The 13,882-nt window shown below is 71.2% G+C and carries 11 protein-coding genes; 6 read left to right on the forward strand and 5 right to left on the reverse strand.

The window, feature by feature from the left end:
* Nucleotides 1-79: 79 nt before the first annotated feature.
* Nucleotides 80-1,654: a carboxylesterase family protein gene (locus G3I78_RS02435; RefSeq protein ID WP_164421033.1), complete on the forward strand. Its 1,575-nt coding sequence runs from the start codon at nucleotides 80-82 to the stop codon at nucleotides 1,652-1,654.
* A gap of 34 nt (nucleotides 1,655-1,688) precedes the next feature.
* Here G3I78_RS02435 and G3I78_RS02440 read toward each other — a convergent pair whose 3' ends face one another.
* A complete protein-coding gene (locus tag G3I78_RS02440; RefSeq protein ID WP_164421034.1) occupies nucleotides 1,689-2,744 on the reverse strand; it encodes a LacI family DNA-binding transcriptional regulator in 1,056 nt (351 codons plus the stop codon).
* Between the two features lie 93 nt (nucleotides 2,745-2,837).
* On the reverse strand, nucleotides 2,838-3,800 hold the full coding sequence (locus G3I78_RS02445; protein ID WP_164421035.1) for a WYL domain-containing protein: 963 nt from the start codon (nucleotides 3,798-3,800) through the stop codon (nucleotides 2,838-2,840).
* A 98-nt stretch (nucleotides 3,801-3,898) separates the two neighbouring features.
* Between G3I78_RS02445 and G3I78_RS02450 the strand changes: the two genes are divergently transcribed.
* Entirely contained in the window at nucleotides 3,899-4,588 is a 690-nt protein-coding gene (locus tag G3I78_RS02450) for an alpha/beta hydrolase (RefSeq protein WP_164421036.1), read from the forward strand.
* Nucleotides 4,589-4,657: 69 nt separating this feature from the next.
* Here the strand turns inward: G3I78_RS02450 and mmuM are convergent, their stop codons facing one another.
* Nucleotides 4,658-5,599, reverse strand: a complete 942-nt coding sequence (mmuM, locus tag G3I78_RS02455; protein WP_164421037.1) for a homocysteine S-methyltransferase — start codon at nucleotides 5,597-5,599, stop codon at nucleotides 4,658-4,660.
* 195 nt (nucleotides 5,600-5,794) lie between these two features.
* Here mmuM and G3I78_RS02460 point away from each other — a divergent pair, with 195 nt between their 5' ends.
* Nucleotides 5,795-6,073: a hypothetical protein gene (locus tag G3I78_RS02460; RefSeq protein ID WP_164421038.1), complete on the forward strand. Its 279-nt coding sequence runs from the start codon at nucleotides 5,795-5,797 to the stop codon at nucleotides 6,071-6,073.
* A gap of 33 nt (nucleotides 6,074-6,106) precedes the next feature.
* On the opposite strand, the gene G3I78_RS02465 is transcribed toward G3I78_RS02460, so the two are convergent.
* Nucleotides 6,107-8,188, reverse strand: a complete 2,082-nt coding sequence (locus G3I78_RS02465) for an autotransporter (protein WP_164421349.1) — start codon at nucleotides 8,186-8,188, stop codon at nucleotides 6,107-6,109.
* Between the two features lie 194 nt (nucleotides 8,189-8,382).
* Here G3I78_RS02465 and G3I78_RS02470 point away from each other — a divergent pair, with 194 nt between their 5' ends.
* Together G3I78_RS02470 and G3I78_RS02475 are read left to right on the forward strand one after the other, a co-directional pair.
* Nucleotides 8,383-9,471 (forward strand): glycoside hydrolase family 43 protein, encoded by a 1,089-nt coding sequence (locus G3I78_RS02470; RefSeq protein ID WP_164421039.1) that lies wholly within the window; start codon nucleotides 8,383-8,385, stop codon nucleotides 9,469-9,471.
* Entirely contained in the window at nucleotides 9,468-10,880 is a 1,413-nt protein-coding gene (locus G3I78_RS02475) for an RICIN domain-containing protein (RefSeq protein ID WP_164421040.1), read from the forward strand. Before G3I78_RS02470 ends, G3I78_RS02475 begins: the two co-directional genes overlap by 4 nt.
* 15 nt (nucleotides 10,881-10,895) lie before the next feature.
* On the opposite strand, the gene G3I78_RS02480 is transcribed toward G3I78_RS02475, so the two are convergent.
* Nucleotides 10,896-12,575, reverse strand: coding sequence for a rhamnogalacturonan lyase B N-terminal domain-containing protein (locus G3I78_RS02480; RefSeq protein ID WP_164421041.1), 1,680 nt, complete (start codon nucleotides 12,573-12,575; stop codon nucleotides 10,896-10,898).
* 193 nt (nucleotides 12,576-12,768) lie between these two features.
* On the opposite strand from G3I78_RS02480, the gene G3I78_RS02485 reads away from it, so the two are divergent.
* A complete protein-coding gene (locus G3I78_RS02485; protein ID WP_164421042.1) occupies nucleotides 12,769-13,812 on the forward strand; it encodes a rhamnogalacturonan acetylesterase in 1,044 nt (347 codons plus the stop codon).
* Nucleotides 13,813-13,882: the final 70 nt, after the last annotated feature.

Genomic DNA, 13,882 nt, shown 5'->3' on the forward strand with positions numbered 1-13,882 from the left:
TCTGCACCGGAATACCGCGCCGATCTGTGGTGCTCTGTTGTTCACGGTGCAGTAGCGCGGTGAGAAGGCTGGTGGTCGTATGACAGCAGTCCGGACGGACCCCGTGGTCGGCACGCCGTACGGGAGTGTGCGGGGTCGGTACGAGAAAGGCATCGCGGTGTTCCGGGGCATCCCGTACGCCGCCCCGCCCCGCGGCCCCCGCCGCTTCCGGCCACCCGAGCCGCCCGAGCCCTGGGACGGCGTGCGCGACGCGGTCGCCTTCGGGCCGACGGCGCCGAAACCACCGTACTCCGAAGCCTTCGCCCAGTACCTGTCCGACCCGGTCGTCCCCGGCGACGACTGCCTCAATCTCAACGTCTGGACACCGGACCCGGGCGCCCGGCTCCCGGTCCTGGTGTGGCTGCACGGCGGCGCCCTGACCCGGGGCTCCTCGGCGGTGCCCGTGTACGACGGACACGCCTTCGCGCGCGACGGCGTCGTGTTCGTCTCCGTCAACTACCGCCTGGGCGTGGAGGGTTACGGCCTCTTCCCGGACGCCCCGGCCAACCCGGGACTGCGCGACCAGCTCGCCGCCCTGCACTGGGTCCATGCGTCGATCGGGGCGTTCGGCGGCGACCCGGACCGGATCACGCTCGCCGGGCAGTCGGCCGGCGCGATCAGCATCGGCGCGCTGCTCGCCGCCCCGCAGGCCCAGGGGCTGTTCCGGCGCGCGGTCCTGCAGAGCGGGCCGCCCGAGGCGAGCGACCGCGACAAGGTACGGCGCATGGTGCGCAGGATGGCCACCCGGCTGAAGGTCCCGGCCACCGCGGCGGCCTTCGCCGAGGTCGACCCCGAGCTGCTGCTGCGCGCCCAGGCCGAGGTGGGCCGGCTGAGCAGCCCGGTCCTCGGCGGCCCGGCCTTCGGGATCGTGGTCGACGGCGATGTCGTGCCCCGCGACCCGCTGGAGGCCCTGATCGACGGGGACGCGGCGAAGGACGTCGACCTCATGCTGGGCTGGACCAGCGACGAGTACCGTCTCTGGCTCGTCCCCGGCGGCCTCCTGGAGCGCGTCGACCGGCTCGGTCCTGTCGCCCTCGCCGGGGCGATGGCCCGCTGCCACTGCGGCTCCGAGGTGGTCCGCGGCTACCGCGCGCTGCACCCCGAGGCCGGCACCGCCGAGATCGTCGGCCAGATGGTCACCGACCACCTGCTGCGCATCCCGCTGCACCGCCTGGCCGAGGCCCGACCGGGCACGTCATACGTCTACGAGTTCGCCTGGCCCTCCAACCTCCCGGACCTCGGCGCCTGCCACGCCCTCGAACTGGGCTTCGTCTTCGACACCGGAGAGACCCCCGAGTCGGCCAAGCTCGCCGGCGAGGGCGCCCCGACCGAACTCGCGGAGGCCATGCACGGGGCGTGGGTGCGCTTCGCCGTCGACGGCGACCCCGGCTGGCGCCCCTGGGACGCCGGGCATCCGGTGCAGATCTTCGGCAAGGGCGACCCGTACGTCGTGTCCGGCCCTCGGGACGGCGATTTCGCGGTGTGGACGGCCGACACGACGACCCCGGAGACGGCCCCCGTCTCCGAACCGGCCGAGGGCTGGCCGGCGCGGACGGCGGAACTGCGCTCGGTCGTACGACGGCTGCGGCGCACGGGGCTGGCCCGGCGGCACTGACGGCGGAACCGTCGGCCGGGCCGGGCCGTCCGTCTCAGCCGCCGGTCGGCCTGACCGAGTCCCGGACCACCACATGGGTGCCCAGCAGGAGGTGCTCGGCGGGGTCCTCCGCCGTACGGCCCAGCGCGGTGCGTACGGCGAGGCGGCCCAGTTCCTCGTAGGGGACGTGGACGGTCGTCAGGGCCGGGTGGAGGTCGCGGGCGAACGGGATGTCGTCGTACCCGGCCAGCGAGACGTCCCCGGGCACGTCCAGGCCGGCCTCGTGGAGCGCGGTCAGGGCGCCCGCCGCGACCATGTCCGTCGCGGCGACCACGGCCGTGAAGTCCAGGCCGTCCTTGAGGGCCCGGCGCATCAGCCGGTGCCCGGAGTCGCGGGTGAAGTCGCCGTTCAGGAGCAGCGCGGGGTCGGGCTCCAGGCCACGGCCGCGATGGGCGGCGAGATAGCCGCGCTCACGGCCCTGCGCGGTGGTGTGGTCGGCCCTGCCGCCGAGGAACAGGACACGCCGGTGCCCCTGCGACAGGACGTGGGCGACCAGCGCGTACGCGCCGCCCTCGTTGTCGTACTCGATGACCGTGACGGGCGCCCCGGGCCCGAGCGGCGGCCGGCCGCACAGCACCAGCCGGGAGCCCGCCGAGGCCAGCGAGTCGGCCATCCGGCGGGTGCGCTCGCGGTACTCGACGGTGTCGGCGGCGCCGCCCACCAGGATCACGGCGGCGGCGCGCTGGGCCCGCATCATCTCCACGAACTCCAGTTCGTGCTCGACGTCGCCCTCCGTGCTGCACACCAGACACAGATGCCCGAGCCGGGTCGCCTCGCGCTCCACACCGTGTGCCATCAGGGCGAACGAGGGCCCGGTGATGTCCTCCAGCACGAACGCCAGCGTGGGTGTGCCGACGCCCGCGATGGCCTTGGCCCGCGCGTCGGCGACGTAGTCCATCTCCCGTACGGCCCGCATCACGCGCGTGCGGGTCGCCGCGCTCACCGAATACACCCCGCCGAGCACCCGGGACACGGTCGAGGCGGACACCCCGGCCCGCGCCGCCACGTCCCGGATCGTGCTCCGGCCGGCGTCCTCGCTCTTTCTCGTCATGCGCACCCCCGGGAACTGCGGCAACACGGATGGAAACCGGTTCCTGAACGGAGGCTAGCAGGGGGAGCGGCGCACGGTTAAGGGGTCGGACGGTCAGGTCCGGTCGGCCACGGCGGCGGTGAAGCGCTCGCTGAGGGACACGACCGCGGCACGCAGCTCGTCCCCGCCCTCGACGCGGAAGGCGAACGGCAGCCGGGCCAGCCATTCCTGCGCGTACATCGCGGGGTTGCGGGTGCTGCCGACCAGCACGCAGCCCTCGCCCGAGGGTTCGAGCCGTCCCATGGGCGGCCGGATCCAGGGGGCGACCTCGGCCGGGGGCAGGTCGAAGACCACGCGGGTGTCGAACGCCCAGCCGAGGCCCAGGTGTTCCTCCAGCACCGCCACGGGGTCGAGTCCTTCGGGCGGTTCGAACCCGTGCCCGGTCCGCCGGACGGCACGGACCCGGTCGACCCGGTAGGTGCGGATCGCGTCCGAGCGGTGGGAGTGGCACAGCAGGTACCAGCGGCCGTGGCGGACGACCAGGGACCAGGGGTCCACCTCCGCCTCCCACTCGTCACCGGTCTCACCTCGACAGGTGACCGACACGCGCTCCCTGTCCGCGACGGCACCGACCAGTTCACCGGTGACGGACGGGTCCGGGCGGACCGCGTACGGGTCCGGCGCGGCCGAGGCGTACTCCCGCAGCAGGGCCGCGTGCCGGCCGACGCTCTCCGGCAGCGCCTTGACGACCTTGTCCAGGGCGGTGCCGATCAGGTCGTCGCCGCCGGCCGCGCTCGGCCGGCCGCTGAGCACGGCCGTCACCAGGCCGAGGGCCTCGGCCTGCGTGAAGTGCACCGGGGGCAGCCGGGTCCCGCGCCCCAACCGGTATCCGCCGTGCGGCCCCCGGGCCGACGCCACGGGGATGCCGGCCTCCCGGAGGATCCCGACGTACCGGCGCGCGGCCCGCTCCGTGACACCCAGCCGGGCGGCGAGTTCGTCCGCCGTCGTACCGGGGCGCGTCTGGATGATCTCCAGGGTGCGCAGGGCTCGCGCGGTGGGGCTGAGGTCGTTCGGCACGGGAGGCAGGTTAGTCCGGTCATCGGCGGAACCGGCAGTGGATTGTCCGGATCTCCTCCTACGGTGGCTTCCCTGACGCGGACGAAGGGGAACTGATCATGGACATCCTGCTCATCGGCGGCCTGTGGCTGAACGGAACCGTGTGGGGCCCGGTCGCCTACGAACTGGAGGCGCTCGGCCACCGCCCGGTGCCGCTCACCCTCCCGGGCCAGGGGGACGGCGCCGAGTCCGCCACGCTCGACGACCAGGTCGCGGCGGTGCTCGCCGCCGTGGACGCGGCGCCCGGCAGGGTCATGGTGGCGGGGCACTCCGCTGCCTGCGCACTGGCCTGGCTGGCCGCCGACCGACGGCCGGAACGGGTGGCCAAGGTCGCCCTCATCGGCGGCTGCCCGACCTCCCACGGTCAGCCGTACGCCGACTTCTTCGAGGTCAGGGACGGGGGCATGCCCTTCCCGGGCTGGGACCCGTTCGAGGGCCCGGACACCGCCGATCTCGACGACACGGCCAGGCGTGAGCTGGCGGCCGCCGCGATTCCCGTGCCGGAAGGCGTGGCCAAGGGCGTGGTTCGGCTGACGGACGACCGGCGGTTCGACGTCCCCGTCGTGGTCGTCTGCCCGGAGTTCACGCCCGCGCAGGCCCGCGAGTGGATCGCCGCGGGTGACGTACCGGAACTGGCCCGCGCCAAGCGCGTCGACTTCGTCGACATCGACTCGGGCCACTGGCCGATGGTCACGGAGCCGGTTGCGCTGGCCCGCATTCTGGCGGAGGCGGCGGCTGATACGGACTGAGGGGAGCGAGGACGGGGAGACGGGGGGCCTACACCGATCCCCACCGTCTCCCCGGCCCACCCCACCCCGCTAGCGCAGCGCCCCCGCGATCCCCGAGATCGCCTCCGGCCCCACCCGGCAGCACCCCCCGATCAGCCGTGCCCCGCCCGCCTCCCAGCCACGGACCTCCTCCGCGGCGAAGGACGAACTGCCCTCCCACGCGCGGGTGCCGGCGTTCCAGGTCTCCCCGCTGTTCGGGTAGACCACGACCGGCTTGCCGGTGACCCGTGCGGCGACCTCGATCGCACCGTCCACGTCCTCGGGGGCGCAGCAATTGACGCCGACCGCGACGATCTCGTCCGCCTCGGCGGCGAGCGCGAAGGCATCCTCCAGCGGCTGGCCGGCGCGGGTGCGGTCACCGGCGACGGAGTAGGACAGCCAGGCGGGCACACCGAGCCCGCGGACCGCCCGTAGCAGCGCCTTTGCCTCGTCGCTGTCCGGGACGGTCTCCAGCGCCAGGACGTCGGGGCCCGCCCCGGCCAGCACCTCGACGCGCGGCCGGTGGAAGGCCTCAAGTTCGGCCACGCTCAGCCCGTAGCGCCCCCGGTACTCGGACCCGTCCGCGAGCATCGCGCCGTACGGCCCGACGGAGGCGGCCACGTACAGCGGTCGCCGCACGCCCTTCGCGCCCGCCTGCCGTGCCGCGTCCCGCGCCAACCCGACGCTCAGGGCGAGCAGTTCGGCCGCCCTGCCGCGCTCGATCCCGCGCTTGGCGAACCCCTCGAACGTGGCCTGGTAGCTGGACGTGATCGCCACGTCCGCGCCCGCCTCGTAGTACGCCAGATGCGCCTCCGAGATCGCCTCGGGCCGCTCCGCGAGCAGCCGCGCCGACCACAGCTCGTCACTCAGGTCGTGCCCGGCGGACTCCAGCTGATTGGACATCCCCCCGTCGAGCACGACCGGCCCGGCAGCCAGGGCCTCGGCGAAGGAGCGGGAAGGGACGTCGGGAACTTCCGGGATGTCGCGGGTCATACCCCGACGCTAACCGAAGGACCCCACCCCGACCGCCCCTGTCCGCTCCGCGAACACCGGGCGGGCCCGCCGTGCGGGACCACTCTCGCGAGCCGTAGGTGGTCCGTGAGCCTGGACACCATGCCGTGTGCCGGTGACCCTTCTCCTGTGACAGTGCGTTCGCAGTTGACCCAGGAAAGGGATGAGGAGGCAGTCGTGCGAGTACGTCGTGTCATGTCCTGTCTGGTCGCGGTCGGGTTGTCGCTGGGGGTTCTCACCACCGGGGCGTCGGCGTCCTCGGGGCCGTCCGCCACGGAGAACGGTGCTGCGCCCGTCGTCCGGCCCTTGCTCTGGTTCATGAGCACCTACTACTCGGACGGCCGGAAATGTGACGAGCAGCGCCGGGTCAAATACGCACAGGGCTACCCCACCAACCCGACGACCGGCTGCTACCGGAACCCGAGCGGGTACTGGTTCGAGTGGTGGGTCTCCTAGCACTCCAGGTATGGCGGGCACCCCGGCAGCCACTCAGCGCGCCGCGTGCCGCCCGCTCCGCTTCCCCCGTCTCCTGACCGTCGGCGGGACCACCAGCCCGCCCAGCAGGCCGAGGGCCAGTACGTACGGCCACCAGCCCAGGCCCTCCGCCGCCGCGCCCGTCGTGTGGGGTGCCGCGGCCTCCGTGTCCGGTGCGGTCGTGGTGGAGCGGGTGCTCGGGGAGGGGGAGGGCGTGGCCGTCGTCAGGGTCACGTCGTTGCCGTCGCCGCCGCGGTAGGTGATCCGGTACGTCGTGTCCGCGAGCTTGAGCCGGGCGCCCTCCTTGAGGTCCCTGAAGGCTCCCGTCGTGCTGGAGCGGCCCGTGTTGTCGAGCACCGTGATGGTGGGGGCCGGGGTCGAGCCGGTCGCCGAGAGGTCCAGGTCGCCGGCGAGGCGTACCGGGCCCGTCGCCTTCAACGGGCGGTTGCCCAAGACCAGTTCGCCCTTCGCGCTCTGGGTGTACGCGCCGGAGACGGTGAGACCGCCCGCGACCACGCCGTCGTTGGTGACCGAGCCCCGCACCGTGCCCTTGCCGGACAGCGCGGACACCACGCGCAGGCCCGCCGCGCCCACGTCCAGCCGCGAGCCGGCCGAGGTGAGCAGAATTCCGCTGCTGTGGGCGAGAGTTGCCCCGCCGCGCAGGGCCAGCGTGCCCTTCCTGACCGTCGTCGTCCCCGTGTACGTCACCGCGCCACCGGTCAGTGTCGTCGTGGCCGCGCCCGCCTGGGTGAGGGAGCCGCTGCCGCTGATCCTGGGCAGCGTCAGGGACTTGCTCGTGTTGGCGAGGACCAGCGAGCCGTTGTTCACGACCTTGTAGAGGCCGCCCTTGGTGTAGAGCCCGCCGTCGCCACCGGACCTGCCGCTGCCGAGGCGGAGCACCGCGCCCTTCTCGACGGTCGTGGAGCCGTCGTAGTACTGGACCGCCGCGAAGGTGACGTCGTTGCCCTTCGTCCCCTTGATGACGATGTCACCCGCGCCGGGCGCGGACAGGGTGTCGTGGAAGCGGCCCCCGCCGATCGGGGCGCCGAGCGTCACCGGGCCGTCGTAGTCGAAGGCGAGCTGTGAACGGGAGCGCGCCGCGAGGAGGTTGATGTAGACCGTCTCCGCCGTGCCCGGCATGAAGATCCTGCTGGTCGTCCCGTCGCCCCACTGGACGTTCGCGCCCTTGATGTTGGTGCCGCGCTTGTTGACGTTCCTGGTGGCGGGCGTCCAGTTGAGGGCGGGGTCGCTGAGCGAGGGGTTCGTGTCGCCGCCCTGGTCCGACCAGCTGTACTGACCGGTGAGGATCACCTTGCCGCCCGGCCGGGACTGGACGTTGATGTCGCTGCCGTACTCGCGCTGGTAGAAGTCCATCCGCTGGGTGACGGTCTGGCCCAGCGGGGTGTCCACGGTCCAGGTGCCCTGGTTCAGCACCTTGCGGACGTTCGGCAGCGCGGTCGCGAACTCGGGCCGCCCGGCGTTCGCCTGGGTGCCGTTGTCGATCACGCCGGAGAACGAGCCGGAGGTCAGGTCCCAGGTGCCCCAGAGGAACCGCGGCTGCGAGATCAGGCCGGAACCGCTGACCGTGCCCAGGTTGTAGGCGCTCTTCAGGGACAGCCGCAGGGTGCCGTCGACCCGGATGTTGTCCTGGTTCAGGCGAAACGCCGGGGTGCCGTAGGGGAAGTGGCCGATCAGACCCGTGGTGCCGCCGTTCCCGTACTGGAGCGTCGCCCCGCGCTCGACGGTGACCGCGGGCGGATCGGCGGCGGTCGTGGTGACGTAGGGATGGCTGCCGCCCAGGATCCGCACCCGCTGCCGGGACTTCGGCAGCGTGAAGTCGCTGTCCCGCGTGAGGACCAGCGTCCCGGTGCCGCGCACGGTGAGCGTGCCCTCGCCGCGGAACACCCCGTCGTACGTCGTCGTCCCCGCGGGCACGGTGACGACCGTGTCGCCGGTCAGGGTGACGTCCCGGTCCGCGAGCACGTCGGCGGTGACGTCCCGGGGACCGGCGGCCAGTGCCGGGGGAGCCGTGGCCATGAGGGCGACCGCCGCCAGGGCGCCGGCGGCCGCTGCTGTCTTGTGGATATGGCTGCGCACGTGATCGGAGACGGGCGGCACGGGGACCGATAACAGAAACCTTTCGGCATCGTGAAAGAAAGCGCATTCTCTTCTCACGTCGGACCCGTTGACCTCCTGGTTCCCCACCCTTACCTTTTCGGCGTTCGCCATTCCACTTCCCGTTCGCCATGCCGAACGTCGCACCACCCCCCACCCCCGAGAGGCAGTCACGTATGAGCCGCGATGACGACCTGCCCGGAGACCCGAGCCGTCGGCTGATGCTGAAGGGCGCCGTGGCCGCCGGCGCCCTGGCGGCCACCCCCACGGTCGCCGAAGCCGCCCCCGATCACCGCGGGAAGGCCGCCCCGTTCGAGAACCCGCTCGTCCGCAACCGCGCGGACCCCTGCATCCACCGTCACTCCGACGGCTTCTACTACTTCACGGCCACCGCCCCCGAGTACGACCGCATCGTCCTGCGACGCTCCCGCACCCTGAACGGCCTCGCGACCGCCGACGAGTCCGTCATCTGGACCAAGCACCCGACCGGTGTCATGGGCGCCCACATCTGGGCGCCGGAGATCCACCGGGTCGGCGGCAAGTGGTACATCTACTTCGCCTCCGCGCCCGCCGAGAGCGTCTGGGACATCCGCATCTGGGTCCTGGAGAACGCCAACCCCAACCCGTTCAAGGGCACTTGGCAGGAGAAGGGCCAGATCAAGACCGCCTGGGAGACCTTCTCCCTGGACGCCACCACCTTCACCCACCGCGGCACCCGCTACCTCGCCTGGGCGCAGCACGAGCCCGGCCTCGAAAACAACACCGGCATCTTCCTGTCGAGGATGGCGAACCCCTGGACCCTGACAGGGCCTCAGATCAGGCTCTCCACCCCGGAGTTCGACTGGGAGTGCATCGGCTACAAGGTCAACGAGGGCCCCTCGGTCATCGCCCGCAACGGCCGCCTGTTCATGTCGTACTCCGCCAGCGCCACCGACTGGCACTACTGCATGGGCCTGCTCACCGTCGACGCGGACGCCGACCTCATGAACCCGGCGAACTGGTCCAAGTCTCCGACGCCGGTCTTCACCAGCAACGACACCACCCGGCAGTACGGCCCCGGCCACAACTGCTTCACCGTCGCCGAGGACGGCCGCAGTGACGTTCTCGTCTACCACGCCCGCCAGTACAAGGAGATCGTCGGCGATCCCCTGAACGACCCCAACCGCCACACCCGCGTGCAGAAGCTCCGCTGGCACGCGGACGGCACCCCGGACTTCGGCATACCGGTGGCGGACACCGCCACGGACACGGAGGTTGCGTCATGAGACGTGCTTACGCGGTACTGCTCGCTCTCTGTCTGGCCCTGGCCGGCGCCCTGGTGACCGCGGGACCGGCCCAGGCCGCCGCCCTGACGATCCCCAACGGCGTGCAGTTCACGGACACTTCGGGAAACGCCCTGCACGCCCACGGCGGCGGGGTCATCAAGGTCGGCTCCTATTACTACTGGTTCGGCGAGGACCGCAACTCCGACAACACCTTCCGGTACGTGGACGCCTACCGCTCCACCGACCTGAAGAACTGGGAGTTCAGGAACCACGTCCTGACCCAGTCCAGCGCCTCCGAGCTGGGCACCGCCTACATCGAGCGGCCCAAGGTCGTCTACAACGCCTCCACCGGCAAGTTCGTGATGTGGATGCACAAGGAGAACGGCACCGACTACAGCGAGGCCCGCGCGGCCGTCGCCGTCTCCGACACCGTCGACGGGAACTACACCTACCAGGGCAGCTTCCGGCCGCTCGGCCAGTACATGTCCCGTGACATCACGACGTTCGTCGACACCGACGGCACCGCCTACATGGTCTCGGCGGCCAACGAGAACTACGACCTCCAGATCTACCGGCTCACCTCCGACTACACCGCCATCGCCGCCCTCGTCGCCAACCCCTGGCCCGGCGGCCACCGCGAGGCACCGGCCCTCTTCAAGCGCAACGGCGTCTACTTCATGCTGACTTCGGGCGCCACCGGCTGGAGCGCCAACCAGCAGCAGTACGCCACCGCCAGCTCCCTGGCCGGCCCGTGGACGTCGATGGCCAACGTCGGCGACTCCACGACCTACAACTCCCAGACCGCCTACGTCCTTCCGGTGCAGGGCACTTCGGGCACCTCGTACCTCTACATGGGCGACCGCTGGGGCAACTCCTTCGGCGGCACCGTCAACGACTCCCGTTACGTGTGGCTGCCGTTGACCTTCCCGAGCTCCACCACGATGTCCATGTCCTGGTACCCCGAGGTCACCGTCGACGCGGCGGCCGGGACGATCGGCGGCACGAGCGCCACGTACAACACGCTGATCGCCCGCCACAGCGGCAAGTGCGCGGACGTGGCCAACCAGTCGCTGTGGCAGGGGATCGCGATCAGCCAGTACACCTGCAACGGCGGCACCAACCAGAAGTGGTGGTTCAAGGACCTCGGCACCGGCTACTACCAGCTGGTCGGCCGCGGCAGCTCGCTGTGTCTCCAGGAGAACTCCACCAACGTGACCCAGGAGAACTGCTCGTCGAGCGCCACCACCCAGCAGTGGTCGGTGGTCACCTCGGGCTCCTACGTCAACATCAAGGCCCGGGCCACCGGGGAGTGCCTGGACGTGAACGGCGCGTCCACCGCCAACTCCGCCGCGATCATCACGTACACGTGCAACGGAGCGACCAACCAGCAGTGGACGCGCGGAACCTGACGGTCCCTCAAAGGCTCACGCGAGCAGGTCGATCGCGTCGATCGAGGTGCCCGCGCTGAGATAGGCCGTCGACCCCGAACCGCTCACCACGTTGATCTTCAGCACGTTGTACTGGCTGGTGTCCGTGAGCCAGGCACTGGCCGGCACGCTGTAGGTGAACGTGTGGTTGTTGCCCCGGTAGGACCCGTTGGTCAGCGACCGGGTGCTCGGCTGCGTGGGCGGGGAGGGGATCGCCGAGGTCCAGTCGTTGACGACGACCTGCGGCCGTCCGTTGGCGTAGGCCGTCGTCACACCGATCCGCAGGGTGTGCGCGGCGGCGGCCTGCGCCGCGGTGAGCTTGAAGTACACCAGCAGCCCGCTGTTGACGTCCTTCCAGAGGTAGCAGGGGAACGCCGAGGTCTCCGAGCCGCTGCCGATCACGACGTTGCCGGTCCAGGCCGCGGCACGGACGTCGGACGGATGGGCGTACGTCATGAGGTCGGCGTTCTTGAAGCCGCTCGGGGTGCCCGTCCAGTCGTTGATCCGCCAGATCGCGCCCGCGTTGCCCGGGTCGTTCGAGGACGGGATCGCGATCGAGTTCAGGGTGGTCGTGCCGCCCGCGGTGACCGTCACGGAGGTGGTGTACACGGCGAGTTCGCTCTTGAAGACGGTCAGCGTGTACGTCCCCGGCAGGACGCCCGCGAGGGAGAAGAAACCGTCCGAGGAGCGGGCCGAACCCCAGTACTGGGCCGCCGAGTTGGCGAGGCCGACGGTGTACGGGTACGCCGTGTTGCGGCCCGTGATGCCGACGCCCGCGACCCGGCCCCGGCCGCCGGAGGCGACGTAGCCCGAGATGCCGAGCGCGTCCGCCCAGGAGGTGGTGAGGGTGCCCGGGAACAGCGAGGAGGAGGGCGCGCCGCCGTCCGTGAGGGCGATGACGTACGGGCCCTGGAGGCCGAAGCGCTCGTCCTCGGTCTGGTTCTGGGCGTAGTGCAGGATCTCGTACAGGCCGCCGCCGTCCGCGCTCTGGTGGCGCAGCAGGGAGCGGTAGAAGGGGCCGCCGGACGCCTTCTCGTGGTTGGAGCGGACGATCCACAGGCCGACGCCGTTCGCGCTCCAGCCGATGTAGTTGTAGTCGCTGACCCGCAGCTTGGAGTAGTGCTTCGAGCGGGTCTGGCCGTCGGACTTGGCGAAGACGTCCGAGGCCTCGATGGTGGTCGGCGCGTAAGTGTAGGAATCCGGCTCGTCGTTGAGGAACAGGCCCGCCTTGACGCGCAGGATGAAGCGGGTGGAGGCGACCGAGGTGTCGGCCCGGTTGGTCCACAGGTAGACGTTGTTCTCGCCGCTGCGAGCCGCGTAGTAGTGCCGGAGCGTGCCGTAGGCGACCGAGATCAGGATCGTCGTCCCGGACTGCTTGATGGTGACGGTCGAGGTGCCGAGGCCGGACTCGATGTGCGAGTTCTTGCCGCCGTAGCCCTGGTACTCGGTGCCCTTGTAGACCAGCGAGGTCAGGTCGCCGTTGGTCTTGCTGACCTTGAAGACCAGGCTGGCGCCGGTGTCGACGACGTAGTTCGAGCCGTCGTCGGTGTAGCCGAAACTCGCGGCGGCGGCGGACTGCGCCAGCGGCCCGGCGAGCGCCGCGGTGCCCGCGGCGGCCGCGGTACCGAGAACGAAGGTGCGGCGTCCGACCGGTCTGTGCACGGCGGATTCGGACATGGGGGTGCCTCCTTCGAGACGTGTGGGGGTGGTGCGGGTGCTTTGGAGAGTGACAGTTGAATCGATTTCGCGAAAGGGCTTTCGCTTGCTGGAGGTTGGCAATCTTGTGAAATCGGTTCGGGGTCTAGAAAGCGCTTGCCGGAACGGGTACGGTCCAGCCGCCAGGCCTTGTCGTGTGTCGGAGGAGCCTCGAATGAGACGTTTCAACCTCGCCCTGCTGGCGGCGGTCGCACTCAGCACCGGACTGATCGCGGTCCCGGCGCAAGCGCACGGCCGCAGCGCACCCCTCGGCATCGAGAACTGCACCAGCACCGCCTGCCACTTCGACGTCCCGCCGGGCACCTACGACGTGCAGCTGCTCCTCGGCGGCGACAGCGCGTCGAGCACGTCCGTCACCGGCGAGACCCGGCGCTCGCTCCTCCCGGAGACCGCCGTCGCGGCCGGTGAGCGCACCGCGCGCAGCTTCACCGTGAACGTCCGCACCCCGGAGGGCGAGCCGACCGGCCCCGACGGCACCCCCGGCCTGGACCTGGCGCTGGGCGGCTCCGCCCCCGCCCTGGCCGGCATCCGCGTCACCCCCGCCCGGCACGCCCGCCAGATCTTCCTCGTCGGCGACTCCACGGTCTGCGACCAGCCCGGCGACCCCTACTCCGGCTGGGGCCAGCAACTGCCCCAGTACCTGCGCGAGGGCGTCTCCGTGGCCAACTACGCCGACTCCGGCGAGAGCACGGTGACCTATCTGTCCGAGCCGCGCCTGTGGGCCACGGTCCAGCCCCTCATCCGCCCCGGCGACCTCGTCCTCGTCCAGCTCGCCCACAACGACAAGACCACGGACGAGGCGACGTACCGGGCGAACCTGGAGACACTGGTCGCGGGTGTACGGCAGAAAGGCGGGAACCCTGTCCTCGTGACGCCCATCGTGCGACGCTGGTTCAACTCCGACGGCACGCTGAACAACAACACCGCGCTGCTGGTCAACGGTCTCGGGGTGGACCACCCCGCGGTCATCCGCGCGGTGGCCGCCGAGCAGCACGTCCCGCTGATCGACCTGACGGCGAAGACGAAGTCGCTGGTGGAGTCCTTGGGTGTGGAGGGCTCGAAGGCGATCTACCTCTACAACGAGAAAAGGGACAACACCCACACGTCCGTGCACGGCGCCACCGTGTACGCGGGCCTGGTCCGCGACGAACTCGTCGCCCGGCATCTGGTGCCGAAGGGCCTTGTGAGGGTGGGATAGACGCCTGGGGCGTCCCGACCGGAACCGGGGCGCCCCAGGTTTTTGTACGGTACGACCCGGAAAGAGAGCC

Source organism: Streptomyces sp. SID13726 (assembly GCF_010548375.1).
Classification (GTDB): domain Bacteria; phylum Actinomycetota; class Actinomycetes; order Streptomycetales; family Streptomycetaceae; genus Streptomyces.

Excerpts from the sequence above, each read along its gene's own strand:
- G3I78_RS02480 (WP_164421041.1), bottom strand. The coding sequence starts at position 12,575 with ATGTCCGAATCCGCCGTGCACAGACCGGTCGGACGCCGCACCTTCGTT.
- G3I78_RS02450 (WP_164421036.1), top strand. The coding sequence starts at position 3,899 with ATGGACATCCTGCTCATCGGCGGCCTGTGGCTGAACGGAACCGTGTGG.
- G3I78_RS02485 (WP_164421042.1), top strand. The coding sequence starts at position 12,769 with ATGAGACGTTTCAACCTCGCCCTGCTGGCGGCGGTCGCACTCAGCACC.
- mmuM (WP_164421037.1), bottom strand. The coding sequence starts at position 5,599 with ATGACCCGCGACATCCCGGAAGTTCCCGACGTCCCTTCCCGCTCCTTC.
- G3I78_RS02470 (WP_164421039.1), top strand. The coding sequence starts at position 8,383 with ATGAGCCGCGATGACGACCTGCCCGGAGACCCGAGCCGTCGGCTGATG.
- G3I78_RS02440 (WP_164421034.1), bottom strand. The coding sequence starts at position 2,744 with ATGACGAGAAAGAGCGAGGACGCCGGCCGGAGCACGATCCGGGACGTG.
- G3I78_RS02435 (WP_164421033.1), top strand. The coding sequence starts at position 80 with ATGACAGCAGTCCGGACGGACCCCGTGGTCGGCACGCCGTACGGGAGT.
- G3I78_RS02475 (WP_164421040.1), top strand. The coding sequence starts at position 9,468 with ATGAGACGTGCTTACGCGGTACTGCTCGCTCTCTGTCTGGCCCTGGCC.